Raw genomic sequence first — 23,122 nt, 5'->3', positions numbered from 1 at the left:
AGCACCCGAGGCCTCGTCCGTCGAGAGAGAATGGAATCGACTGAGGAGGACACATGTCGTACAGCGTGGACAAGACCGAAGACGAATGGCGCCGCGAGCTCGGCGATGAGCAGTACGCCGTGCTGCGTCAGGCCGCGACCGAGCGCGCCTGGACGGGTGAGCTGCTCGATGAGGAGCGCGCAGGCCTCTACACCTGCGGGGCGTGCAACGCGGAGCTCTTCAAGAGTGGAACCAAATTCGACTCCGGATGCGGCTGGCCGAGCTTCTACGAGTCGATCCGCCCCGACGCGGTCGAACTCATCGAGGACGACAGCCTGGGCATGGTGCGAACGGAGGTGCGTTGCGCCAACTGCGGCTCGCACCTCGGTCATGTTTTTCCCGACGGGTTCGGCACGCCGACCGGAGATCGTTACTGCATGAACTCGATCGCGATGAACTTCACCCCCGACGCCTCGTGAGTGCTCTCGACGCGGTCCGCGCGCGTCAGTCCTGGTCGAAGGTCGACGAGACGGCGCCGAGCCGTGAAGAGCTGCTGACGTTCGTCGCCGCAGCGGGTCGCGTCGCGGATCACTCCTCGCTCCGTCCGTGGCGGCTCATCGAACTGCGCGGAGCGGATCGCGAGATGCTCGGCGCTGCCATCGCCAAAGCTCAGGGAGACGCGACCCCGTCGTCGAAGCCGCTGCGCGCACCGCTGCTGATCGCGGTCGTCGCCAGCTATCGCAAGAGCGAGAAGGTCCCGCGGTGGGAGCAGGAGGCCGTCGCCTCCGGAGTCGCCCACACCCTGAGCCTGCTCCTCGATGAAGCCGGCTGGGGCGTCATCTGGCGCACGGGGCACTACACGCGCGCGATGGCCGTCGCCAAGGCACACGGCCTCGACAAGAATGAGGAACTCCTCGGCTGGCTGTACGTGGGAGGCAAGCCCGCGGGCAAGAAGCCCGGCCGCCGCAAGGCCGTGGATGCACGCAAGCTGATCACGCGGATGCCGAAGGCCGGGGCGAAGAAGGCGAAGAAGAAGTAGCGCGTCAGCGGCGGCGTCTTCGCGGAACGGCGACGATCACGGACGCCACCGCGACGACGACCATGGCGATGACCTGCCAGAGGGCCGGTCCTGCTGCCGGAGGCCAGATCAGGTCGATCACGACCGACGTCACGAGCTGCCCGAGCACGGAGCCCAGCCCCATCAGGAGCACACCGGTGTGCGCGACGATGAACGCGCCGAGCAGGATGTAGGCCGCGCCGAGGAACCCGCCCAGGTACAGCCACGGCTCGACGGGGAGCGCATCGGGCATCCCGCGGAAGGCGATGCTCGTCCCGGCCGCGAGCAGCAGGATGACGGTGCCGGTGATGAAGCTCATCAGAGTCGCGGCGAGCGGCGACTGCACACGCTGCGAAAGGCGACCGTTCGTGGCCGCCTGCCACGCGATTCCGACTCCGGCGGCGAACGGCAGCAGCAGCATCCACAGCGGGGCGGTGGCGAGCACATCGCCCGACAACGAGATGCCGACCGCGGCGAGCGCGAGAACGCCGCCGGAGACCCGGCCGGGGGTGACCGCAACCACGCCCGCAGGGCCGAACCCGATCCGATCGAGCACGAGTCCGTGCAGGGTCTGGCCCGCGACGACGCCGACGCTGAACAGCGAGACGCCGAGGACCCCGGCGGTCAGCCCCTGGGTGGACACGGTGAGGGCTCCGCACGCCCCGCCCAGCAGCATCCAGAACGGGATCGTGTGGCGTCGGATGCCGCTCCAGAGGCGTCCCACTCCCCGCCGGGCGGAGGGGATGCAGCAGATCACGGCGACCAGTGCGAGCAGGCCTACCGAGAACGAGAGGAGGCCCGCCACGATGCCGTCATCGACGCGCACCCCGAGAACGCCGTTGATCCGGGCCTGGATCGCCGTCATGACTCCGATCGCGACGGCCCCGCCGAGTGCCAGGGGTGCGGGGAGTCGACGGGTTTCTGGCACCCGTCGACCTTATCGGAGCCCCAGCCCGCCGTGGCGTGACGGATGTCGGCGGCCGGGGCTACGCTGACGGCATGTGCGCGAGCTACGGTCTCGATCCCCGGTTCACCGATGCGGAAGTCCTCGCCGCCGCCGACGATGCGGTGCTCGAGGGCCTGCGTGTCTGGGCGGAGGGGAACGCGGGTGAGACCATCCGTCCGACGGGGAAGAACCTCCGCAACCTCAACCCGGTGATCGTGCAGCCCGATGCCGCTCCCACATTGGAACCCGCGTGGTGGGGCTTTCTCGTGAACGGTGAGCCGGCGAAGTTCCCCTCGATCAACACGCGATCCGAGCGCCTGCAGGAGCGCCCGGGCGGAGCGAAGTCGCGGGCGATCGTCCCCGCGACGAGCTGGTACGAGATGCAGAAGCCGTCGCGCCAGTGGAACGAGTTCCTCATCGACGAGGGCACGCTCTTCGGCATGGCGGCGGTCACACAGCGGGGTCGCACCGCTGACGGCGAGTGGTACACGTGCTACTCGATCGTGATGCGCCCCGCCCCCGACCACCTCGTCGATCTGCACGATCGCATGCCGCTGCTCGTCCCGGCCTCGCTGAGTCACGATTGGCTGACGGCGCCGCCGTCGAGGGAGATCATCGACGAGGCGATCCTCGCCTCCGACGAGATGGCCGCACGGGTCCACGCCCGTCCCCGTTCCTGAGCCGATCCATCCGCCGCGGGGAGGACATCCTGCTCCGGAGGACGGTACCTAGGGAGGACGCGCGGCGGCCCGACGCTCCGTAGCGTTGTCCACATGATCACAGCAGAAGGCCTCACGAAGAGGTTCGGAGACAAGACGGCCGTCGATGACGTGTCGTTCACCGTCAAGCCGGGTAGCGTCACCGGCTTCCTCGGTCCGAACGGTGCCGGCAAGTCGACCACGATGCGAATGATCGTGGGCCTCGACCGGCCGACGTCCGGACGCGCCGAGATCGCCGGTCGCGAGTACCGCAAGCTTCGCGCGCCGCTCACCGAGGTCGGCGTCCTTCTCGACGCGAAGGCCGTGCACACCGGGCGGACGGCACGCAATCACCTTCGGGCGATGGCGGCGACCCACGGGATCCCCTCCTCCCGCGTCGACGAGGTCATCGACCTCGCGGGCATCGGGTCGGTGGCCCGCAAGCGGGCCGGGAAGTTCTCGCTCGGAATGGGCCAGCGCCTCGGGATCGCCTCGGCGCTGCTCGGTGACCCCCACACGCTCATCCTCGACGAGCCCGTCAACGGCCTCGACCCCGAGGGCGTCCGCTGGGTGCGTCAGTTCGTCCGGCACGCGGCCTCCGAGGGCCGCACCGTGCTCCTGTCGAGCCACCTGATGAGCGAGATGGCGCAGACCGCCGACCATGTCATCGTGATGGGGCGCGGACGCGTGCTGGCGGATGCTCCGCTGGCCGAACTCGTGCGCTCCTGGACGCAGAACACCGTGCGTGTGCGCACCCCGCGACCCACCGATCTCGCCACGGTCGTCGGCGGCCCGGGTGTGGAGATCGTGAGCTCGGCTCCCGACCTCCTCGACATCGTGGGTCTCCCCGCCGCCCGCATCGGCGATCTCGCCGCGGACCGCGGCATCCCGCTGCACGAACTCACCCCCACCACCGGATCGCTCGAAGACGCCTACCTCGCCCTCACCGGCGACTCCGTCGAGTACCGCACCAAGGAGATCTCATGACCACGACACAGGCACCCGCGCCCGCGCGGCCGCGAGTCGACACCGGTCGCCGGCTGACCTTCGTCCGCGCCCTACGCGGCGAATGGATCAAGCTCGCCACCCTCCGCTCGACGTGGTGGTCCATCGGCATCGCCGCGGCCCTCACCATCGGGATCTCCGTGCTGATCGCACAGGCGGTCGACATGCCGGGGTTCGAGCCGATCCAGGCCGTCGTCATGCCGATCCAGTTCACGATGCTGCTCGCCGGCATCATCGGTGCGATCTCCGTGACGGGCGAGTACTCGACCGGGATGATCCGTTCGACGCTCACCGCGAACCCGATCCGCGGATCGGTGCTGGCGGCCAAGTCGACCGTGCTCGCGGTCTTCATGTTCCTGTCTTCCCTGGTGATCTTCGGTCTCGCGGCCGTCGCGGTCTCGCTCATCGTGGCGCCGCGGGATCAGAGCATCGATTGGTCGGACCCGGCCGCGTCGTTCCTGCCCATCGTCGTATCCTCCCTCGCCATGGCGGTGTTCGCCCTGATCGGAGTCGCCTTCGGGTTCATCCTGCGTTCGGGGGCCGGAGCCATCGCGGCAACCGTCGGCGTCCTGTTCGTCCTGCCGATCGTGGCGAACTTCTTCTCATTCGCCGGCGAGGCGTGGGCATGGGTCATCGACGCATCCGCCTACCTGCCCGTAGCAGCTGCGCAGAGCGCGATCCTGCCGAGCGACGGCGCGACACTCGATGCCCCGGTCGCGTTCCTGACTCTGGCTTGCTGGGTCGCCGGCGGTGCCCTCGTCGCGTGGGGCGTGCTGCGCACCCGCGACGCGTAAAGTCCCCCCTGTGAGCAGAACGCGAAGCCGCAGCGACTCGATCCGAGAGGACGAGGAGCTGCGGCTCCCGCGTGCGCCGGGCCTCTTCCGCAGATACTGGGCCCGTCATCCGGTGTTCGCCGACGTCCTGCTGACGTTGTTCTGCCTGTTCCTCTCGCTCGCCCCGGCGGGTCGGTTCGTCGATGAGTCCGTCCCTGAATCCGCCTACATCGCGCTCAACATCGCCACCGTGGCCATGGTCGTCGTGGCGTGCAGCACACTGCTGTGGCGACGGCGGGCGCCGCTCGTTCCCTTCTTCGCGGCCATGATCCTGGGGACGGCCAGTCTGTTCAGCGGGCCGTCCAGTGGCACCATCCTGCTACTCGTCGCCTGTTACGGTCTCGCCGTCTACCGGTCGTCACGCACCGCCTGGACCTCTTACGGAATCGGCGCGGTGTGGTTCCTCCTGCTCAGCGGGCTCCTGATGCTCACCGGCGTGATCGTGATGCAGAACGGACTCGACACCGCGCTCAGCTACATCGTGCTCGGTCTGATCGGCACACTCATCGGCGTCAACGTCGGCGGCCGCAAGCGCTATCTGTCGGCCGTCATCGATCGCTCGCGGCAGCTGCTCGTCGAGCGTGACCAGCAGGCGCAGCTCGCCGCCGCATCCGAACGGGCCCGAATCGCTCGGGAGATGCACGACATCGTCTCCCACTCGCTGACGGTGATCGTGGCGCTTTCCGAGGGTGCCGCCGCGACGCCCGACCGCGAGCAGGCACGCAGAGCGGCGATCCACACGGCCGACACCGCTCGTGCTGCCCTGACCGAGATGCGATCCATGCTCGGTGTGCTGCGGGATGACGACTCTCCGCTGCCCCTGGCACCCATGAAGCCCGCGCCGCCGCGCGACACGGTCGAGGCGGCGCAGCGCGCCGGATACCCCGCGACGCTCACGGTCGCGGGGCAGGCCGAGGTCTCCCCCGCCGTCGCCCACGCGATCGGGCGGATCGTGCAGGAGGGCGTGACGAACGCGATGCGACATGCCCCGACCGCGTCGGCCATCACTGTGCGGCTGGAGTACACACCGGACTCCGTGACGATCGACATCGTCAACGACGGCGCGACCGGTGGCATCGGGACCGAAGGTTTCGGGTTGCGCGGACTCGCCGAGCGCGCCGCTCACGTGCAGGGAAGCGTGGAGTCCGCGCCGACCGACGGGGGACGATGGGTTCTGCGCGCTGTGCTGCCGACGAAGGCGGCTGCCCCCGTCCCACAAGACGAATCGACGGAGGACGACGGATGACGGATGCGATCAGGGTGCTTCTGGTGGACGACCAGGAGTTGATTCGCGTCGGGTTCCGGATGGTCCTCGAAGCGGAGAGCGACATCGTCGTGGTCGGTGAGGCCGGCGACGGGCGGGCGGCGATCGCGCAGAGCGCCGCACTCGCACCCGACCTGGTGCTCATGGACATCCGCATGCCGGAGCTGGACGGCATCGCTGCCACCGAGACCATCGTGCGGGATCGCCCTCAGACGAAAGTGCTCGTGCTGACCACGTTCGACCTCGACGAATACGCCTTCGGCGCCATCCGTGCCGGTGCCAGCGGCTTCCTCCTCAAGGACGCTCAGCGTCACGAGATGATCTCCGCCGTCCACGCCGTACACCGTGGCGATGCCGCGCTCTCTCCCCGGATCACGCGGATGCTCCTCGAGCACGTGACCCCGCAGCTCAGCGCCTCGTCCTCCCCGACACCGGATGCCGCGGAGAGCGCGGCGCTGGACTCGCTCACCGAACGCGAGAGAGACGTATTCCTCGCGATCGGACGCGGGCTGACCAACGCCGAGATCGCCCACGCCCTCTACGTCGGCGAATCCACCGTGAAGACGCACGTCGGTCGGGTGCTGGCGAAGCTCCACGCGCGCGATCGCATCCACGCCGTGATCCTCGCGCACAGACTCGGCCTCGTCGGAAACGAGACCTGAGGCCTCAGGCGCCGGCGGGGGTCCATTCAGAGACCCGATCGAGCAGCCCCACCTCGTCGGTGGAGAGTTCGAGGCGAGCACCCGCCAGAAGGTCGGGCACCTGCGCGACCGTGCGAGCACTCGCGATCGGCGCGACCACGGTCGGCTGCGCCCGCAACCAGGCGAGTGACGTCGCGGCGATCGACACGCCGTGGGCGTCGGCGATCTGCTCGAGCGCATCGATGACGCGCAGGCCCGCCTCGGTCGCGTACTTCGCGGCACCCTGCGCACGCGGGGAGTCCTGCCCCGCGACATCGGTCGAGCGGTACTTGCCGGTCAGGAATCCGCTCGCCAACGCGTAGTAGGGCACGAGCCCGAGCTCGAACTCTTCGGCGACCGGGATGATGGTGTCCTCGACCTCATTGCGATGAACGAGGTTGTAGTGGGGCTGAACGGCGACCGGCGCAGCGACGCCCGTGCGACGCGCGATCTCGATCCACTCTCTGATGCGTTCGGCGGAGTAGTTCGATACCGCCACGTGACGCACCAGGCCATCCTCGACGAGCTGTCCGAACGCGGCGACGGTCTCTTCCAGTGGAACGGTGTCATCATCGAAGTGCGCGTAGTACAGGTCGATCTCATCGGCGCCGAGACGCCGGAGCGAGGCCTCGGCCGCCTTTCGCACATTCGCCCCGGAGAGGCCGCGGAACTGCGGGTGCTGGCTCACCTTCGTCGCGACGACGACACCGGATGGCTTGCGGGATGCGAGCCACTCACCGATTATCGTCTCGCTCTCGCCACCGTCGTTGCCCGGCACCCAGGAGCTGTACGAATCGGCCGTGTCGACGAAGTCCCCGCCCCCGTCCACAAATGCATCGAGCACCGCGAACGACGCATCGCGATCGGCTGTCCAACCGAACACGTTGCCGCCGAGCGCGAGCGAGAGGACGTCAAGATCACTGGTGCCGATACGAGTCATGACGAAGACAACCGCGGATCGGTCTTCGCGCATTCCCGGATGACGTCACTTTTCGTGGTCGGCAGGGGAGGAATCGATTCTGGGCGTCTCGCCCTCGTCGTAGATCTGGGAGGGCCGCCCGACGAGCCGCGTGTCCGGGGCGTGAGCGACCAGGGGATCTTTGCCGGGGTAGTCGAATCGGGCGAGGACGCACCTCATCGCCTCGAGCCGAGCTCGTTTCTTGTCGTTCGACTTGATGACGATCCAGGGCTCGGTCGGCGTGTCCGTGTGAAAGAACATCGCTTCCTTCGCCGCCGTGTAGTCCGCCCAGCGGTCGATGCTGGCGAGGTCCGTGGGGCTCAGCTTCCACTGCTTGACGGGATCCTCGCTACGGCGCCTGAACCGGCGTCGCTGTTCGGCCTCTCCGACCGAGAACCACAGCTTGATGAGGCGGATGCCCGACCCTACGATCATCCGCTCGAACTGCGGAGCGGTCTGCATGAATTCTTCGTACTCGGCCGATGAGCAGTACCCCATGACCCGTTCGACGCCGGCGCGGTTGTACCAGGAGCGGTCCATCATCACGATCTCGCCGCCCGAAGGCAGGTGCGCGATGTAGCGCTGGAAATACCACTGCGTACGCTCGGCATCCGTCGGCTTGTCGAGCGCGACGACCCGGGCTCCTCGAGGGTTCAGGTGCTCCATGAAGCGCTTGATCGCCCCGCCCTTCCCCGCCGCGTCGCGTCCTTCGAACAGGATGAGCAAGCGATCGGAGGAGTGCTTGATGTGCGACTGGAGCTTCAGGAGCTCGATCTGCAGCAACCGCTTCTCTCGTTCGTACTCCGCCGTGGAGAGCTTCTTCGCGTACGGGTAGTCGTGCTGCCACTCCGGAGTGACCGTCGCCGTATCGGGTGCACTGCTCAAGATGTCGCCCTCTCCCTTGCTGTCTGGATCCCCGAAACCAAGCAGGCAAGCGCAGGTGGCCGGAGCGGGGAGGCGGCCACCTGCGCGTCTTCTACCTGGCACGGTCTAGAGGCACACCAGGAAACCTGCCTGATGTGTAACATATCATCGACTGAGGCGATACATCGGAATGTGTTTTCAGGGTCGCACCCTCCGCATCGGCGCGGGCACAGGGATTCGGCCCATCCGCATGGGGCGACTATCGTTCTCGCATGGGCACGATCCAGTACGGCAGCGGTGACGAGATCCACATCGAGGACCGCGCACTCGCGCATCTGAAGGTCGTCATCGCGACGAAGCTCCGACGCAACGAGAGTTTCACTCTTTCGTGGCGGCACCCTGAAGGGCAGCCCATGGGACGGTCGACGATCTGGCTGCACCCGTCGATACCGCTCCGCTTCACCTTCGACGAGCCGGAGGCGCCGCAGCTGAATCCGAAATGGATCCAGGACCTGATGCAGTCCGCGAGTTCCACGGGCGGCATCAGCCTCATCGACGAGGTGCTGGACGCACCCGAGATCGCCGCTGAGAACTGAATCCGCGGATCCCCACTCTCGTGAGGGATTGAAGAGCCGACTACGGGACTCGAACCCGTAACCCCCGTATTACAAGTACGGTGCGCTACCAATTGCGCCAAGTCGGCGGATGCCACCAGCTTAGCGATGGCATCGACCCGGCTTCGACCTACGGGGTCGTGGTGGGCGAAGGCGTCGACGTCGCACGCGAGGCATCGCTCGCGACGCTGAGCACGAACTGCGAGAACTCGGCCGGGTCGTCCAGCGCGCCCACGTAGGCCTCGCCGTTCGCGACGATCATCGGCGCTGCCGTCAGCACCAGATCGTCAGAGCCGGCGAGCGGTCCGTCCAGAGCGCGGGTCGTCGCCTCCTTCGCCCAGCCGACGAAGTCGCCGTCCTCGATGCACGACCGCACGGCCTTGGCGTTGTCGACGCCGACAGCACCGGCGAGGTTCGCGAGGTCCTCGTCGGAGAGGCCGTCGCTGCCGACCTCGGGCTGGTCGTCGAGCAGGTCATGGTTGAACGCGTAGAACTGGGCAGGCGAGTGCGTGGCGACGCAGGCCGCAGCGGCAGCCGAGCGGAGCGAGTACTTGGTTCCGTTGGAGCTGGCGGTGAGCAGGGCGACCGGGTGATAGCTGACCGTGACCGCGTCCTCGCCGATCCAACCGGCGAGCTGTCGGGCGTTTGCACGCTCGAACTCCCCGGCGTCGGGCGACAGGTAGTCGACGTACACGTGGATGTCAACCTTTCCGGACGCCGTCGGCTCCGGCGTCGGGCTGGCCGATTCGCCGGCGTCGGTCGACTCAGGAGACGGGGTCTCCGGCACCGCGCCGGTTCCCGCGAACGACTCGAGGTCGGTGACGACCACGCCATCCGATTCCATGCCGGTAGGCGTGAGCCGCGGCTTGGTGACCTGGGAGGACACCGCGAGGGTCACCGCCGTGCCGATCGCACCCACCGCGACGAGCGCCACCGCGCCGATGATGATCCGTCGCATGAGACGCGCCCTGGACTGCTGGGCGTGCACTCTCTGAGCCTTCTCCCGTACGGCCTCGCGGGAATTGCGAGGCGTCGGGACGTTCGGCGTTTCGTCGCTCGACATCGTTCCTCTGTGAGTCTCAACGGGGGTCCGGGTTGGCCCCGACCGCCGCCGAGCGACGATCGCCGCTGCGCGCGGCCGAGTTCGATGGTAGTCAGTGAGGCTGAGAAATACCCAGGTACCGCCGTTCATGTCATACTGATCCCGACCCAATGAGGGGTCACGGCGGGGTCACCCGCCGCTTCATCACTACGGATCGTCCGGCACGTACCTGCCGGTGAAGGAGAAAAGACAATGGCATCTGTGACTTTCGACGAGGCCACCCGCCTGTACCCCGGCGGAACCCGTCCGGCCGTCGACAAGCTGAACCTCGAGGTCGGTGACGGCGAGTTCCTCGTCCTCGTCGGTCCCTCCGGTTGCGGTAAGTCCACGTCCCTCCGCATGCTGGCCGGCCTCGAAGAGGTCAACGCCGGCCGCATCCTCATCGGCGACCGCGACGTGACCGATGTCCCGCCGAAGGACCGCGACATCGCGATGGTCTTCCAGAACTACGCGCTGTACCCGCACATGACCGTCGCCGAGAACATGGGCTTCGCGCTCAAGATCGCCGGCGTCGGCAAGGAAGAGCGCGCATCCCGAGTTCTCGAAGCCGCCAAGCTCCTCGACCTCGAGCCCTACCTGACTCGCAAGCCGAAGGCCCTCTCGGGTGGTCAGCGTCAGCGCGTCGCCATGGGTCGCGCCATCGTGCGTCAGCCTCAGGTGTTCCTCATGGATGAGCCGCTGTCGAACCTCGACGCCAAGCTCCGCGTGCAGACCCGTACGCAGATCGCTTCGCTGCAGCGTCGCCTCGGCGTCACCACGGTCTACGTCACGCACGACCAGACCGAGGCTCTGACCATGGGCGACCGCATCGCGGTCCTCAAGGACGGTCTGCTCCAGCAGGTCGGTTCCCCGCGCGACCTGTACGAGAAGCCGAACAACGTCTTCGTCGCCGGCTTCATCGGCTCGCCCGCGATGAACCTCTTCGCGGCCGACCTCGCCGACGGCGGCATCCGCTTCGGGTCCGAGGTCGTCCCGCTCGACCGCGACACCGTCGGCCGCGCGAACGGCAGCCAGGTCACGGTCGGCGTGCGCCCTGAGGACATCACGGTCGGACCGGCCGACGGCAAGGGCCTTCCCGTCGTCGTCGACCTCGTCGAGGAGCTCGGCGCCGACGGCTACCTCTACGGCCACACCGAGATCAACGGCAAGCGCAGCGACATCGTCGCCCGCGTCGACGGTCGCAGCCACCCGAACGCCGGCGAGACGGTCACGCTCGCTGCGAACCCGGGCCACGTGCACGCGTTCGACATCGAGTCCGGCGAGCGCCTGAACGACAAGCCGGTCGTCTCCGCCTGATCGGATCCACAGACGCGGCGCAGGCTGACTTCGGTCACCTGCGCCGCGTCTCTTTCTGTCCCACCTCGACCAGGGAGCATCATGCAGGATTCGCTGCGGATCACCGCCAGCAAGATCGATCCGGGGCTGTTGTCCCTCCCCTGGTCCACGACGCTGGCGAAGTGGCCGTCGGAGCACATCGTGTCGCTCCCGAAGGGGCTCTCCCGCCACCTCGTGCGCTTCGCCGACCTCTCCGGCCGGGTCATCGCCGTGAAGGAGACCACGGCGGAGATGGCCCAGCGCGAATACGACATGCTCGGCAATCTCGCCCGCCTCGACGTGCCCTGCGTCGACCGGGTCGCGGTGATCGCCGGGCGTACGGATGCCGACGGCGAGGCTCTTCCGGCCGCGCTGGTCACCTCTCACCTGCGTTTCTCGATGCCCTATCGCGCGCTCTTCACGCGGGTACTGCGCCCCGACACCGCGACCCGCCTCGTCGATGCCCTGGCCCTGCTGTTGGTGCGGCTGCACAACGTCGGCTTCTATTGGGGCGACGTCTCCCTGTCGAACACGCTGTTCCGCCGCGACGCGGGCGCGTTCGCCGCGTATCTGGTCGATGCGGAGACGGGTGAGCTGCACGAGGAGGGGCTGACCGACGGTCAGCGCGCCTACGATCTCGACCTGGCCCGCACGAACATCGCCGGCGAGATCATGGACCTCGCCGCGGGCGGTCGCCTCGAACACGGTGTCGACGCGGTGGCGATCGCCGACGGCATCGTCTCGTCGTATCGATCGCTGTGGGCCGAGCTCACCGCCCAGGAGTCCTTCTCGGCGGCGGAGACCTGGCGCATCACGGAGCGGGTCGAGCGCCTCAACGCCCTGGGGTTCGACATCGACGAGATGTCCATGTCGACGACCGCGGACGGCACCGTCGTCGAGATCCAGCCGAAGGTGGTGGATGCCGGTCACCACCAGCGCCGCCTGATCCGTCTGACGGGGCTGGACGTCGAGGAGAACCAGGCGCGACGCCTGCTGAACGACCTCGACGAGTTCCGCGCCCGCTCGACGAAGCAGTGGGCGGACGAGGAGATGTACGCGCACGAGTGGCTCACCCGTGTCTTCGAGCCGGTGGTGCGCGCGATCCCGTACGAGCTACGAGCCAAGCTGGAGCCCGCCGAGGTCTTCCACCAGGTGCTCGAGCACCGCTGGTACCTCTCGCAGGCGCAGGGGCGCTCGGTGCCGCTCGCCGAGGTGCTGACCAGCTACATCAACGAAGTGCTGCGACACCGGCGTGACGAGGCGACCATCATGGGCCCGCCGACCGAGACGATGAGCCTGCCGGTCGTCACCGGTGCGACTCCGGTGGCCGATGACGATGAGGACATCGACTGGCGCGACCTGGTCTGACACCTCCGCGGGCGCCGAGTGCACGGGATACTGCCGAGCACACCGCATGTGTGCGTCAGCAAGCCGTGCATCCGGCGATAGCCCGTGCGGTCGCCGAAAGTCGTGGCGTCAGTAGCCGACGGTGAACCGCTCTCGGTGGTGGTTGCCCTGCTCGATCTCGTCCACCACGGCGACCGCGAAATCCGCGCCGGAGATGAACGACTTGCCGTCGGCATCGCGGACGATCACGTCGCCGCCGTCGCGATAGTGCCCGGTGCGCTCGCCTTCGGCCCAGGGACCGAACACCTCAGCGGGGTGGATGAAGAACCAGTCGAGGTCGGCCTCCGTCTCCTCGAGGAGCGCGAGGGAGTCGATGCCGACCTGCGCCTCATGCTTGTACTCCTCAGGGAAATCCTGGTCGAACAGACGCGGTCCCCCGGGAGCCACCAGGCTGCCACCTGCACCGCCGACGACACCGAGACGCGTCTCGGTGCCCGCGACCCGGTCGACGACGTTCGACAGCGCCTCGAGCGCACGATCTTCCATGTCGCCGCGAGGGGAGAGCGCCGACACGACGGCATCCGCCCCGACGAACGCTTCCGCGATCGGATCGAGGTCGAGGGCGGAACCCTGCAGATATGCGGCTCCCGCCACCGGTTCGGTGGGCTCCGATCGGGAGATCGCGATCACCGCATGGCCGCGACTCACCGCCTCCCGGACGATGTGACGACCGGCGTAGCCGGTCCCTCCGAGCACGATGATACGGGCCATGATCTGCCTTTCCTCGGACGGTCTAGTTCTTCGCGGCGCGGAGAGACGCGACCTGGTAGAGCGCGACCGAGGTCGCGATGCCGGCGTTCAGGGATTCAGCGGCCGCAGAGATCGGGATCGAGACGATCTGATCGCACGTCTCGGAGACCAGACGGGACAGCCCCTTGCCTTCCGAGCCGACCACGATCACGACAGGACGATCAGCCAGCTGGAGCTCGGGGAGCGACACGTCACCGTCGCCGTCGAGGCCGAGCACGAACATGCCCTGCTTCTTGAACTCCTTGAGCTGCGCGGTGAGGTTGGTCGCCAGCGCGACGGGGGTCCGTGCGACTGCTCCGGCACTCGTCTTCCAGGCTGCGGAGTTGACACCGGCCGAGCGGCGCTGCGGAAGGATGATGCCGTGCCCACCGAACGCCGCGGTGGAGCGGATGATCGCGCCCAGGTTACGGGGGTCCGTGATGCCGTCGAGCGCCACGAACAGCGGGACCTCGCCCTTGTCGATGACCTGCTCGAGCAGATCCTGTGGGTGGGCGTACTCGTACGGCGGCACCTTGATCGCGACGCCCTGGTGCACGCCGTCGAAGCCGGCCATGCGGTCGAGCTCCGGACGGGTGACCTCCATCACGGGGATCCCGCGATTCGTGGCGATCGCCAGCATCTCCTTCACACGGTCGTCCATCTCGACGCGCTGCGCGATGTAGAACGCCGTCGCCGGGATCTTCGCCCGCAAAGCCTCGAGGACGGAGTTGCGCCCGGTGACATTCTCGGTGTCGTCCCCCGCCTTGGCCTTCGGCGCACGGTTCGCACCGCCGCCGGACCCCGGACGACTGCCGCCGGGGCGCCCCTTGCCGCCCGACGCGGCGTAGCGCTCGGCTGCGGCCTTGCGCTTGCCTGCGGGGTGCCACGCGCGGTCCTCCGCCTTCGGGGTCGGCCCGCGGCCCTCGAGCGCCTTGCGCCCGAGTCCGCCGGTGCCCTTGGTGGGGCCCTTCTTCTTGCCGTTGCTCGCGCCGGGGCGCTGTGGCTTAACCATCGATACTCCAATGAGTTCCGGCCGGAGTGTCCTCCAGCGTGATTCCTGCGGCGGCGATCGCGTCTCGGATGCGATCCGCCGCCGCCCAGTCCTTGTCAGCGCGTGCCTGCGCGCGCTGGGTGATCATCGTCTGGACGAGAGCGTCCAGAGTCCGGTGTTCCGCGAGGTCTCCCCCGGCCGACATGAGTTCATCGAATCCGAGGACGCGGACCATCGCATCCACTCCGACGAATGCTGCCCAGGCGTCGTCGTGCGCACCCTCGTCGATCGCGGTGTTCCCGCGTCGTACGGTCTCGTGCAGCACGGCGATCGCCTGAGGCACGCCGAGGTCGTCGTCCATCGCGAGGGCGAAAGCTTCGGGGACCTCGCCGATCCCTGCCTCGTCCGGCTCCCCGGGGAGGGTGCGGCGGACCCGCGAGATGAAGGTGCCGATACGGCCCAGCGCCGCTTCGGCCTCGGTCCACGACGACTCGCCGAGGTCGAGGCTCGAACGGTAGTGCGCTGCAGCGAGTGCATAGCGCACCACCAGTGAGTCATGCGCGGCGAGAACATCGGCCGCCAGCGTGAAGTTGCCGAGCGACTTGGACATCTTCTGTCCGTCGACGGTCACGAGCCCGTTGTGCACCCAGTACCGGGCGAAGCCGTCGCCGGCGGCCGTCGACTGCGCGAGCTCGTTCTCATGATGCGGGAAGCGGAGGTCCAGCCCGCCGCCGTGGATGTCGAACTCGGCACCGAGGTACCGCTTCGACATCGCCGAGCACTCGATGTGCCACCCCGGCCGCCCCGCGCCCCACGGCGACACCCATGTCGCATCCGCCGGTTCCTCCGGCTTCGTGCCCTTCCAGAGGGCGAAGTCCTGCGGGTTCCGCTTACCGCGGGGGTCAGCATCCTCGGCCGCCTCCATGGCGTCGAGGGACTGATGCGTCAGCGAGCCGTACGCGGACCACGAGCGCACGTCGAAGTACACATCTCCGGAGCCGTCGGGAGCCGGATAGGCATGTCCGCGCTCGATCAGCAGCGCGATCAGCTCCTGCATCTGAGGAACGGATGCCGTGGCTCGCGGCTCGTACGTCGGAGGCAGGATTCCGACTCCGGCATATGCGGCGGTGAACTCTCTCTCCATTCGGTACGCAAGCGCCCACCACGGCTCGCCGTCCGTCGCGTTGGCGAGCACCTTGTCGTCGATGTCGGTGACGTTGCGCACGAAGGTGACCCGCCCGTACCGGTGCTCGAGCCAGCGACGCAGGAGATCGAAGCTCAGCGCCGCTCTGACGTGCCCGATGTGGGGCCCGGACTGCACGGTGGGTCCGCACACGTACATCGTGATGTTCTCGGGGTCGAGAGGCACGAAGTCACGCAGCAGCTGTGCGCGGGTGTCGTAGAGGCGGAGGGTCACCGGTCAAGCCTACTCGGGGACTGCTGAGCGCCCGCCCCGCGTGGACGATTCACGGAGGTTGTGACGTTCTGCCGATGGATCGGGGGGGCTCAGGCGATCGTCACGTGCTGCGCGCAACGTCGGGCACGACCAGGGCGATCGCGGTCACCGCGATGCCCTCGCCGCGTCCGGAGAAGCCGAGACCGTCGGTCGTCGTGGCCGTGACCGACACCGGAGCATCCAGGATCGCGGACAGGAACGCCTCCGCCTCGTGACGTCGGGGGCTGAAGCGCGGCCGATTCCCCTGCAACTGCACGGACACGTTGCCGATCACGAATCCGGATTCGGCGAGCAGCTCACGCGTGCGAGCGAGGAAGACGTCGGCATGGGCGCCGGCGTACTCGGGGTGGGACGTGCCGAAGTGTTCGCCGATGTCGCCGAGGCCCGCCGCCCCCAGGAGCGCGTCGACCACCGCGTGGGCAACCGCATCACCGTCGGAGTGCCCGGAGAGCGGCTGCTCCCCCGGCCACTCGAGGCCGGCGAGCCAGAGGTTCCCGTCGCCGCCGAAGGCGTGGACGTCGGTGCCGATGCCGACGCGAGGGATACCCGGGATTTCCACCGACGAGGTCGGGCGTGCCATCGCCGCCGATGCCTCCAGCAGGTGCCGCGCACGTTCCAGGTCACCGGGAGTAGTGATCTTGAAGGCGCGGCTGGAACCCTCGATATGCCGGATCCGGTGTCCGGCGGCGGCGAACAGAGCCGCATCGTCGGTGTATTCGATCCCGTCGGCCCGCGCGGCTTCGTAGGCCGCTTCGAGCTCTGCGCGCGGGAAACCCTGCGGCGTCTGTGCCGCAGCCAGCTCGGAACGGTCCACGGCCGAGACCACCGCGCCCCCCGCCACCTTCTTGAGCGTGTCGACAACGGGCAGCACGGGGATGACGCCCTCCCCCGGGACGACGGCCCGAGCGACCGCATCGATCTGCGCCGGAGGAGTCAGGGCGCGAGCCGCATCGTGCACGAGAACCGTCTTCACATCGCCCCACAGCGCGGCGAGACCTGCAGCGACGGACTGCTGCCTGGTCGCGCCACCGACCACGACACGGCCGAGGTCGCGTCGATCGCCTGCCGCCGCATCCAGCTCCGCCAGTGCGTCACCTTCGTATCCGGCCGGTGCGACGACGATGACCTGGGCGGGTTCCGCGGCGAAGACGCCGTCGAGCGCGTGGCGGAGGATCGAGTGCGCGTCGATTCCGACGAGGGCCTTCGGCGCCCCCGCATCCAGCCGGGTGCCGGAACCGGCGGCGACGACGATGATCGCGGTGTCGGGTACGGGAAGCAGAGTCACCGTCTCACGCTACCGCGTGGCGGGAACGACGAAGGGGCGGATGCCGAAGCATCCGCCCCTTCGCAGAGAACTCAGGAGGCGAGGACCTCGTCGAGCAGTGCGCCCGCCTTGTCCTCGTCGGTCTTCTCCGCGAGCGCGAGCTCGGAGATGAGGATCTGACGAGCCTTCGCCAGCATCCGCTTCTCCCCCGCGGACAGGCCGCGGTCCTGGTCGCGGCGCCACAGGTCGCGGACGACCTCGCTCACCTTGATGACGTCTCCGGAGGCGAGCTTCTCGAGGTTCGCCTTGTACCGACGAGACCAGTTGGTGGGCTCTTCGGTGAAGGGTGCACGCAGCACCTCGAAGACATGATCGAGACCTTCTTTTCCGATCACGTCGCGAACGCCGACCAGGTCGACATTCTCAGCAGGAACCTCGATGATGAGATCGCCCTGGGTGACGTTGAGCTTCAGATATTTCTTCGCCTCACCCTTGATGATGCGCTCCTTGACCTCGATGATGGTCGCAGCGCCATGGTGGGGATAGACGACGGTTTCGCCAACCTCAAAAAGCATAAAAACGTGTCCTTTCGGCAACCTCAAGGATACCACAGGGGAGATGCGCTAAGGTTCGCGCCCCCCTGGGCCCCGGGCCCGTCACGACTTACCCATAGAATGGATGCGGACATCCCGCCGGACCTCAGGAGGACCCGTGAAATCGCGCCTTGTTGCGTCTGCTGCGCTCAGCGCTCTCGTTCTGCTCGGCGCCACCGGGTGCACATTCATCACTCCTCAGTCCACGAAGACCGAGTACGCGGCCTCCGACGGAGTGAACATCTCCGACGCCGACGGCCCGATCGATGTGCGCAACGCCCTCGTCATCGCCACCGACGACGGCTCGGTCGGCAACTTCATCGCCGGCATCGTCAACCCGACCGATGAGAGCGCCACGCTCACCATCGCCCTCGCGGACAGCGAGCCGTTCACCGTCACCGTTCCGGCGGGTGGCACGGTGAGCCTCGGCGCCGACGAGGAGCCGCTGCGCATCGTCGGCCTCGACACCATGCCCGGCGCGACCGTCGAAATGCACTTCCAGTCGGGCGACTCCACGGGCGTCAAGGCCGAGGTGCCCGTGCTCGACGGCTCGCTCCCCTACTACGCAGACCTGGTCCCCTCGGAGTCGGTACCCACTCCGACCCCGATGCCGACCGACACGGCAGCTCCGGCACCTGCGGACTGACCGTCCGCACGGAACACGCAAGAGGCCGGCACCCCACGGGGCGCCGGCCTCTTCGGTGTTCAGCCCTCGAAGCGGTATCCGAGACCCCGCACGGTGACGAGCATCACGGGTTCGCTCGGGTTCTCTTCAATGCGGGAGCGGATGCGCTTGATGTGCACGTCGAGCGTCTTCGTGTCACCGAAGTAGTCGCTCCCCCAGACCCGATCGATCAGCTGACCGCGCGTGAGCACTCGACCCGAGTTGCGCATCAGGACCTCGAGCAACTCGAACTCCTTCAGCGGCATGTTGATCTGCTCGCCGGCGACCGAGACGGTGTGCCGGTCGATGTCGAGCGAGACCCTGCCCCCATCGAGCACCCGCTCGTCGAGTTCACTGTCGGCCTGCACCACCCGCCGCAACACGGCGCGCATGCGGGCGAGCAGCTCGCGGGACGAGTAGGGCTTCGTGATGTAGTCGTCCGCCCCGAGCTCCAGTCCCACCACGATGTCGACCTCGGAGTCCTTCGCCGTCAGCATGATGATCGGCACCGCCGAGGTCGAGCGGATCTGCCGGCACACCTCGGTGCCGGGCATCCCGGGCAGCATCAGGTCGAGCAGCACGATGTCGGCGCCCCGCTCCCGGAAAGCCGCGAGCGCGCCGGGGCCGTCCTCCGCGATCTCCACCTCGTACCCCTCACGTCGCAGCAGGTACGCGAGCGGGTCGGCGAGGTCGGGCTCGTCTTCGACGAGAAGGATTCGGGTCATGCTCTCTCTCCGTTTCGAACGCGCGCGGATGCCGCAGCCTTGGCCGCTTTGCGCGCACGCTTCTTCTTGCTCTTCTTGCCCGTGTCGGCGTGCTCGGGGGCATCGATCCGAGGAAGTCGGATCGTGAAGGTGGATCCTCGGCCCGGGCGCGACCACAGCCGCACCTCCCCGCCGTGGCGCTGCGTGGCGTGCTTGACGATGGAGAGCCCGAGTCCGGTGCCTCCCGTACGCCGGGAACGGGCCTCATCGGCCCGGTAGAAACGCTCGAAGATGCGCTCCCGATCGGCCTCGGCGATACCGATGCCCTGGTCGGAGACGGCGATCTCGACCACGCCGTCCTCCGCCCGGACGCCGACTCCCACGCGCGAACCGCGGGGCGAGTAGACGATGGCGTTCGCGATCAGATTACCGACGGCCTCGATCAGGATCTGTGCGTCACCGCGCACCCAGACGCCGCGGTCGCCTCCCCTGGCGAGCTCCACGCCCGCGGAGTCGGCCTGCACGACATGGGCTTCGATGGAGGAGGCGATGACCTCGTCGATCGCGACCGGTCCCACCTTGGTCAGACCGTCTTCGGCCTGGAGCCGGGAGAGGCTCATGATGCGTCCGGTGAGCTGTCCGAGCCGACCCGCCTCCGCCGAGATCCGGGCGGCGAAGATGCGCACCTGCGCCGGGTCATCGGCCGCGGACTCGATCGCTTCGGCGAGGAGGCTCACCGCACCCACCGGTGTCTTCAGTTCGTGGCTCGTGTTCGCGACGAAGTCCCGACGCATCTGATCGAGCCGCTCCTGCTCCGTGACGTCGCGGATGATCAACAGGACCAGGCGGGTGCCGATCGCGCTCGCACGAGCCGAGACGAGTCGCGGATCGAGGCTCAGTCCGCCTCGCGTGATGCGCATCGATTCGGTGGCCGTACCGCCGGCCGTCCTGACCCCGCGCACCAGCTGACGCAGCTCCGGATTGTCGAGCGTCGAGCCGACCTCGATCCCGAACCTGCTCGCAGCGTCCGACGCCGCGAGCACCAGCCCCGACGTGTCGACCACTCCGGCCGCGTCGTCCATGCTGTGCAGCACATCGGTGATGCCGGGAGGGATCGCCAGCGACGTCTCTTCCTGAACCCGGGCCCGCGCCCGATAGGCCCACACCACGAGCAGGGAGAGGCCGACGCCGATCACCAGCCCGATGGCGAGGGAAGACAGCGCGAGCTGCGGCAAGGTCATGTCATAAGCGTAGAGTGCGTTCACCGTCCGTCCGGCGGGTTTCCGCGCCCTGGGGGGAACAGGAGAAGTACTATTCACGTGCTGGGCACCGTTCGTTAACCTTCGAAGCAGACAATCGCTTCGGGCTTGTGCGGGAGCACAGACCTGCTCCTGTGCGGACGACCCGCCTTCTCGCGCTGACTCAGCCGAGATCCGAATGAAAGGTTGCGCCCCAACATGCGCGAAGTCTTCCACCAGTCCCTCGAGGACCTCCAGAATCGCCTCGTCGAGATCGCCGACCTCGTCACGGTCTCCATCGACAAGGCCACCAGGGCTTTCGCCACCAGCGACGTGGCCCTCGCCGAAGAGGTCATCGCGGACGACGCGAAGATCGACGAGCTGGCCGTGGCCCTCGACGAGCAGGCCATCGAGATCCTCGCCCGCCAGCAGCCGGTCGCCCGCGACCTGCGCATCGTCGTCACAGCACTCCGCGTGAGCGCCTCACTCGAGCGCATGGGCGACATGTCCGAGCACATCGCCCAGCTCGCCCGACTCCGCTTCCCCGAGCGGGCCATCCCGAAGGGGCTCAAGGGCACCTTCGTGAAGATGGGCGAGCTCGATGTCGAGGTCGCGCGTACGCTCTCGGAGCTGCTGCGCACCCAGGACCTGCGTTTCGCCGACGCGATCCGCAACGCGGACGACGACGTCGACGAGCTGCACGCCACGGTCTTCGAGAAGGTACTCAGCGACAACTGGAAGGGTGAGGCCACGGCCACCGTCGACGCGACGCTCGCCAGCCGCTACCACGAGCGCTTCGCCGACCACGCGGTGGCCGTCGCGAAGAAGGTCGTCTACCTCGCCACCGGCGACTGGGCGGTCGAGGAGGAGGACATACCCCTCGCCGTCGAACAGCAGGAACTCGAGCAGCAGGAGTTCGGGCACGCCTGACCCGCGCCCCGGAAGGACGAAGCCCCCGATGCGGTCGCATCGGGGGCTTCGTCCTTCCGGAGGCTCTTACTTCTTGCCCTGGGCCGCGACGGCGGCGGCACCGGCAGCAGCAGCCTCCGGGTCGAGGTAGCGACCGGGGCCGGTGGGCACGTTGTTCTCGTCCAGCTCGTAGACCAGCGGGATGCCGGTCGGGATGTTCAGCTCGGCGATGTCGTCGTCGCTGATGCCCTCGAGGTGCTTCACGAGACCCCGGAGCGAGTTGCCGTGCGCCGTGACGAGCACGGTCTTGCCGGCCTCGAGGTCGGGCACGATGGCGCTCTCCCAGTACGGAAGCAGACGGTCGATGACGAGTTTGAGCGACTCGGTGCGCGGCACCTCGCCGTCGATGCCCGCGTAGCGGACGTCGTTCACCTGGCTGAACTCGCTCTCGTCGTCGAGCACGGGCGGCGGCACGTCGAACGAGCGGCGCCAGAGCTGGAACTGCTCGGGACCGAACTCCTCGAGCGTCTGCGCCTTGTCCTTGCCCTGCAGAGCACCGTAGTGGCGCTCGTTGAGCCGCCAGGACCGGGTCACCGGGATCCACAGACGATCGGCGGCGTCGAGCGCGATGTTCGCCGTCTGGATCGCACGGCTCAGCAGCGAGGTGTGCAGCACATCGGGGAGGATGCCGGACTCGGCGAGCAGCTCGCCGCCGCGGCGTGCCTCCTTCTCGCCCTGCGCGTTGAGGCGGACGTCCACCCAACCGGTGAACAGGTTCAGTTCGTTCCATTCGCTCCGGCCGTGGCGGAGCAGGATGAGGGTGCGCGTCGCAGTCATGTCGCCAGTTTATCCGTGGCCGGCGCCGACGCTCGATTCGGATGCTGGGAGGATGGAGACATGGCGTCATCTCCCCTCGGCCGGCCGACCCGCGGCACCACGGGGACGAACCGTCTGCGGCGGAACGACCGCTGGATCGCCGCGAGCGATGCCCTGCTCCGAGCATCCGATCCACTGGTCGTCGATCTGGGCTACGGCGCCAGCGGCGTCACGGCATTCGAACTCGCGACGCGTCTGGTCCGGGTGCGCGACGACGTCGAGGTGCGCGGCCTCGAGATCGATCCGGTGCGCGTGGCCACGGCCGATGCCCAGCTCGCCGAGGTCCGAGCGGGGCACACACCCTTCGCGGCCGACCTGCCGGTCTCGTTCGCGCGAGGCGGCTTCGAGGTCCCCCTCCCCGGCGGACGACGAGCCGCGGTGATCCGCGCCATGAACGTGCTGCGCCAGTACGACGAAGGGGATGTCCCCGACGCGTGGGGCCGGATGGCGTCACGGTTATCCCCCGGCGGCCTGCTGTTCGAGGGAACCTGCGATGAGATCGGCCGCGTCTCGAGCTGGATCGACGTCGATGCGCACGCCGTGCCGCTGCGCTTCACGATCTCGCTGCGGCTCGCCGACCTCGAGAGGCCGAGCATCGTCGCGGAACGGCTGCCGAAGGCGCTCATCCACCGCAACATCCCGGGGGAACGCATCCACGCACTGCTGGTCGAGCTCGACCGCGAGTGGGAGCGGGCCGCACCCCTGTCGACGTTCGGTGCCACACAGCGTTTCCTCGCCGCGGTGGGAGCTCTTCGCGCGCAGGGGTGGCCGGTGCTCGGCGGACGGACACGCTGGCGGCTGGGTGAGCTCACGCTGCCGTGGGCGGCCGTCGCCCCCTGAGCAAACCGCTGCCGGATGTAGTCATGCGGCATTCCGGTGAGCACACTGTGGCCCCACAGCAACATGTAACGTGTTAGCTGGCGTTCGCATGCGCCGAGGTCGGCAGCACAGTGGCTGCAGAACTCCGAGGACAGGAG

The 23,122-nt window shown here is 68.1% G+C and carries 25 protein-coding genes and 1 tRNA gene; 13 read left to right on the top strand and 13 right to left on the bottom strand.

All coding sequences use genetic code 11. The features are described from left to right. The first annotated feature begins 53 nt into the window (after positions 1–53). Together msrB and ACCO44_RS08445 are read left to right on the top strand one after the other, a co-directional pair. Entirely contained in the window at positions 54–458 is a 405-nt protein-coding gene (gene msrB, locus ACCO44_RS08450; protein WP_029262749.1) for a peptide-methionine (R)-S-oxide reductase MsrB, read from the top strand. After that, positions 455–1,018, top strand: coding sequence for a nitroreductase family protein (locus ACCO44_RS08445; protein ID WP_372469239.1), 564 nt, complete (start codon positions 455–457; stop codon positions 1,016–1,018). The genes msrB and ACCO44_RS08445 overlap by 4 nt, the downstream gene beginning before the upstream one ends. 4 nt (positions 1,019–1,022) lie before the next feature. Here the strand turns inward: ACCO44_RS08445 and ACCO44_RS08440 are convergent, their stop codons facing one another. Further along, positions 1,023–1,934 carry a DMT family transporter gene (locus ACCO44_RS08440; RefSeq protein WP_372469387.1) on the bottom strand — a complete coding sequence of 304 codons (912 nt, stop codon included), beginning with the start codon at positions 1,932–1,934 and terminating at the stop codon, positions 1,023–1,025. A gap of 101 nt (positions 1,935–2,035) precedes the next feature. Here ACCO44_RS08440 and ACCO44_RS08435 point away from each other — a divergent pair, with 101 nt between their 5' ends. From ACCO44_RS08435 to ACCO44_RS08415, 5 genes are all read left to right on the top strand, one after another. Then, positions 2,036–2,662: an SOS response-associated peptidase family protein gene (locus ACCO44_RS08435; RefSeq protein ID WP_029262752.1), complete on the top strand. Its 627-nt coding sequence runs from the start codon at positions 2,036–2,038 to the stop codon at positions 2,660–2,662. 93 nt (positions 2,663–2,755) lie between these two features. Then, positions 2,756–3,667: an ABC transporter ATP-binding protein gene (locus tag ACCO44_RS08430; RefSeq protein WP_372469238.1), complete on the top strand. Its 912-nt coding sequence runs from the start codon at positions 2,756–2,758 to the stop codon at positions 3,665–3,667. Further along, positions 3,664–4,479, top strand: a complete 816-nt coding sequence (locus ACCO44_RS08425) for an ABC transporter permease (RefSeq protein ID WP_262003866.1) — start codon at positions 3,664–3,666, stop codon at positions 4,477–4,479. The genes ACCO44_RS08430 and ACCO44_RS08425 overlap by 4 nt, the downstream gene beginning before the upstream one ends. A 10-nt stretch (positions 4,480–4,489) precedes the next feature. After that, entirely contained in the window at positions 4,490–5,764 is a 1,275-nt protein-coding gene (locus ACCO44_RS08420) for a sensor histidine kinase (protein ID WP_372469237.1), read from the top strand. After that, entirely contained in the window at positions 5,761–6,444 is a 684-nt protein-coding gene (locus tag ACCO44_RS08415) for a response regulator (protein WP_372469236.1), read from the top strand. The genes ACCO44_RS08420 and ACCO44_RS08415 overlap by 4 nt, the downstream gene beginning before the upstream one ends. 4 nt (positions 6,445–6,448) lie before the next feature. Here ACCO44_RS08415 and ACCO44_RS08410 read toward each other — a convergent pair whose 3' ends face one another. Both ACCO44_RS08410 and ppk2 read right to left on the bottom strand, forming a co-directional pair. Further along, the gene (locus ACCO44_RS08410; RefSeq protein ID WP_372469235.1) at positions 6,449–7,402 is read right to left on the bottom strand and encodes an aldo/keto reductase; all 954 of its coding nucleotides are present in this window, start codon (positions 7,400–7,402) and stop codon (positions 6,449–6,451) included. Between the two features lie 45 nt (positions 7,403–7,447). After that, positions 7,448–8,350: a polyphosphate kinase 2 gene (gene ppk2 / locus ACCO44_RS08405; protein WP_372469386.1), complete on the bottom strand. Its 903-nt coding sequence runs from the start codon at positions 8,348–8,350 to the stop codon at positions 7,448–7,450. A gap of 206 nt (positions 8,351–8,556) precedes the next feature. Between ppk2 and ACCO44_RS08400 the strand changes: the two genes are divergently transcribed. Next, the gene (locus tag ACCO44_RS08400) at positions 8,557–8,880 is read left to right on the top strand and encodes a hypothetical protein (protein ID WP_105711333.1); all 324 of its coding nucleotides are present in this window, start codon (positions 8,557–8,559) and stop codon (positions 8,878–8,880) included. A gap of 34 nt (positions 8,881–8,914) precedes the next feature. Here the strand turns inward: ACCO44_RS08400 and ACCO44_RS08395 are convergent. Further along, positions 8,915–8,987 (bottom strand) — tRNA-Thr (locus ACCO44_RS08395). 41 nt (positions 8,988–9,028) lie between these two features. Further along, positions 9,029–9,961 carry a DsbA family protein gene (locus tag ACCO44_RS08390; protein WP_372469234.1) on the bottom strand — a complete coding sequence of 311 codons (933 nt, stop codon included), beginning with the start codon at positions 9,959–9,961 and terminating at the stop codon, positions 9,029–9,031. Positions 9,962–10,192: 231 nt separating this feature from the next. On the opposite strand from ACCO44_RS08390, the gene ACCO44_RS08385 reads away from it, so the two are divergent. Together ACCO44_RS08385 and ACCO44_RS08380 are read left to right on the top strand one after the other, a co-directional pair. Further along, positions 10,193–11,296 (top strand): ABC transporter ATP-binding protein, encoded by a 1,104-nt coding sequence (locus tag ACCO44_RS08385; RefSeq protein ID WP_029262761.1) that lies wholly within the window; start codon positions 10,193–10,195, stop codon positions 11,294–11,296. A gap of 81 nt (positions 11,297–11,377) precedes the next feature. Then, positions 11,378–12,682, top strand: a complete 1,305-nt coding sequence (locus ACCO44_RS08380) for a DUF4032 domain-containing protein (RefSeq protein ID WP_262001240.1) — start codon at positions 11,378–11,380, stop codon at positions 12,680–12,682. A 108-nt stretch (positions 12,683–12,790) separates the two neighbouring features. Here ACCO44_RS08380 and ACCO44_RS08375 read toward each other — a convergent pair whose 3' ends face one another. The 5 genes from ACCO44_RS08375 to ACCO44_RS08355 all read right to left on the bottom strand — a co-directional run bounded on the left by ACCO44_RS08375 (position 12,791) and on the right by ACCO44_RS08355 (position 17,736). Next, positions 12,791–13,432, bottom strand: coding sequence for an NAD(P)-dependent oxidoreductase (locus ACCO44_RS08375; protein WP_262001241.1), 642 nt, complete (start codon positions 13,430–13,432; stop codon positions 12,791–12,793). A gap of 22 nt (positions 13,433–13,454) precedes the next feature. Then, entirely contained in the window at positions 13,455–14,462 is a 1,008-nt protein-coding gene (rlmB, locus tag ACCO44_RS08370; protein WP_372469233.1) for a 23S rRNA (guanosine(2251)-2'-O)-methyltransferase RlmB, read from the bottom strand. Next, the gene (gene cysS, locus ACCO44_RS08365; protein WP_372469232.1) at positions 14,455–15,858 is read right to left on the bottom strand and encodes a cysteine--tRNA ligase; all 1,404 of its coding nucleotides are present in this window, start codon (positions 15,856–15,858) and stop codon (positions 14,455–14,457) included. Before cysS ends, rlmB begins: the two co-directional genes overlap by 8 nt. A gap of 100 nt (positions 15,859–15,958) precedes the next feature. Beyond that, positions 15,959–17,182: a 2-C-methyl-D-erythritol 4-phosphate cytidylyltransferase gene (ispD, locus tag ACCO44_RS08360; protein WP_372469231.1), complete on the bottom strand. Its 1,224-nt coding sequence runs from the start codon at positions 17,180–17,182 to the stop codon at positions 15,959–15,961. Between the two features lie 71 nt (positions 17,183–17,253). Beyond that, positions 17,254–17,736: a CarD family transcriptional regulator gene (locus ACCO44_RS08355; RefSeq protein WP_017201416.1), complete on the bottom strand. Its 483-nt coding sequence runs from the start codon at positions 17,734–17,736 to the stop codon at positions 17,254–17,256. Between the two features lie 136 nt (positions 17,737–17,872). Here ACCO44_RS08355 and ACCO44_RS08350 point away from each other — a divergent pair, with 136 nt between their 5' ends. Beyond that, entirely contained in the window at positions 17,873–18,400 is a 528-nt protein-coding gene (locus tag ACCO44_RS08350) for a hypothetical protein (RefSeq protein ID WP_029262767.1), read from the top strand. 59 nt (positions 18,401–18,459) lie between these two features. Here ACCO44_RS08350 and ACCO44_RS08345 read toward each other — a convergent pair whose 3' ends face one another. Next, the gene (locus tag ACCO44_RS08345) at positions 18,460–19,143 is read right to left on the bottom strand and encodes a response regulator transcription factor (RefSeq protein ID WP_029262768.1); all 684 of its coding nucleotides are present in this window, start codon (positions 19,141–19,143) and stop codon (positions 18,460–18,462) included. After that, positions 19,140–20,363, bottom strand: a complete 1,224-nt coding sequence (locus ACCO44_RS08340; RefSeq protein WP_372469230.1) for a sensor histidine kinase — start codon at positions 20,361–20,363, stop codon at positions 19,140–19,142. Before ACCO44_RS08340 ends, ACCO44_RS08345 begins: the two co-directional genes overlap by 4 nt. Before the next feature lie 216 nt (positions 20,364–20,579). Here ACCO44_RS08340 and phoU point away from each other — a divergent pair, with 216 nt between their 5' ends. Continuing rightward, on the top strand, positions 20,580–21,290 hold the full coding sequence (gene phoU / locus ACCO44_RS08335) for a phosphate signaling complex protein PhoU (protein ID WP_029262770.1): 711 nt from the start codon (positions 20,580–20,582) through the stop codon (positions 21,288–21,290). A gap of 66 nt (positions 21,291–21,356) precedes the next feature. Here phoU and ACCO44_RS08330 read toward each other — a convergent pair whose 3' ends face one another. Continuing rightward, the gene (locus ACCO44_RS08330) at positions 21,357–22,106 is read right to left on the bottom strand and encodes a phosphoglyceromutase (RefSeq protein WP_021199094.1); all 750 of its coding nucleotides are present in this window, start codon (positions 22,104–22,106) and stop codon (positions 21,357–21,359) included. Between the two features lie 60 nt (positions 22,107–22,166). Here ACCO44_RS08330 and ACCO44_RS08325 point away from each other — a divergent pair, with 60 nt between their 5' ends. Next, complete coding sequence (locus ACCO44_RS08325; protein ID WP_372469229.1) at positions 22,167–22,985, top strand: class I SAM-dependent methyltransferase; 819 nt, start codon at positions 22,167–22,169, stop codon at positions 22,983–22,985. Positions 22,986–23,122: the final 137 nt, after the last annotated feature.

This window comes from Microbacterium maritypicum (genome assembly GCF_041529975.1).
Taxonomy (GTDB): domain Bacteria; phylum Actinomycetota; class Actinomycetes; order Actinomycetales; family Microbacteriaceae; genus Microbacterium.
The sequence above is the reverse complement of the archived record's forward strand: the minus strand, read 5'-3'. Positions and strand labels throughout refer to the sequence as shown.

What these genes read in the sequence shown, in the direction of transcription:
- ACCO44_RS08355 (WP_017201416.1), bottom strand. Translation starts at nt 17,736, where the DNA reads ATGCTTTTTGAGGTTGGCGAAACCGTCGTCTATCCCCACCATGGCGCT.
- ACCO44_RS08415 (WP_372469236.1), top strand. Translation starts at nt 5,761, where the DNA reads ATGACGGATGCGATCAGGGTGCTTCTGGTGGACGACCAGGAGTTGATT.
- rlmB (WP_372469233.1), bottom strand. Translation starts at nt 14,462, where the DNA reads ATGGTTAAGCCACAGCGCCCCGGCGCGAGCAACGGCAAGAAGAAGGGC.
- ACCO44_RS08390 (WP_372469234.1), bottom strand. Translation starts at nt 9,961, where the DNA reads ATGTCGAGCGACGAAACGCCGAACGTCCCGACGCCTCGCAATTCCCGC.
- ACCO44_RS08385 (WP_029262761.1), top strand. Translation starts at nt 10,193, where the DNA reads ATGGCATCTGTGACTTTCGACGAGGCCACCCGCCTGTACCCCGGCGGA.
- ACCO44_RS08330 (WP_021199094.1), bottom strand. Translation starts at nt 22,106, where the DNA reads ATGACTGCGACGCGCACCCTCATCCTGCTCCGCCACGGCCGGAGCGAA.
- ACCO44_RS08375 (WP_262001241.1), bottom strand. Translation starts at nt 13,432, where the DNA reads ATGGCCCGTATCATCGTGCTCGGAGGGACCGGCTACGCCGGTCGTCAC.
- ACCO44_RS08325 (WP_372469229.1), top strand. Translation starts at nt 22,167, where the DNA reads ATGGCGTCATCTCCCCTCGGCCGGCCGACCCGCGGCACCACGGGGACG.
- ACCO44_RS08400 (WP_105711333.1), top strand. Translation starts at nt 8,557, where the DNA reads ATGGGCACGATCCAGTACGGCAGCGGTGACGAGATCCACATCGAGGAC.
- ACCO44_RS08430 (WP_372469238.1), top strand. Translation starts at nt 2,756, where the DNA reads ATGATCACAGCAGAAGGCCTCACGAAGAGGTTCGGAGACAAGACGGCC.
- ACCO44_RS08380 (WP_262001240.1), top strand. Translation starts at nt 11,378, where the DNA reads ATGCAGGATTCGCTGCGGATCACCGCCAGCAAGATCGATCCGGGGCTG.
- ACCO44_RS08345 (WP_029262768.1), bottom strand. Translation starts at nt 19,143, where the DNA reads ATGACCCGAATCCTTCTCGTCGAAGACGAGCCCGACCTCGCCGACCCG.
- ACCO44_RS08340 (WP_372469230.1), bottom strand. Translation starts at nt 20,363, where the DNA reads ATGACCTTGCCGCAGCTCGCGCTGTCTTCCCTCGCCATCGGGCTGGTG.
- ACCO44_RS08425 (WP_262003866.1), top strand. Translation starts at nt 3,664, where the DNA reads ATGACCACGACACAGGCACCCGCGCCCGCGCGGCCGCGAGTCGACACC.
- ACCO44_RS08410 (WP_372469235.1), bottom strand. Translation starts at nt 7,402, where the DNA reads ATGACTCGTATCGGCACCAGTGATCTTGACGTCCTCTCGCTCGCGCTC.
- ACCO44_RS08435 (WP_029262752.1), top strand. Translation starts at nt 2,036, where the DNA reads ATGTGCGCGAGCTACGGTCTCGATCCCCGGTTCACCGATGCGGAAGTC.
- phoU (WP_029262770.1), top strand. Translation starts at nt 20,580, where the DNA reads ATGCGCGAAGTCTTCCACCAGTCCCTCGAGGACCTCCAGAATCGCCTC.
- msrB (WP_029262749.1), top strand. Translation starts at nt 54, where the DNA reads ATGTCGTACAGCGTGGACAAGACCGAAGACGAATGGCGCCGCGAGCTC.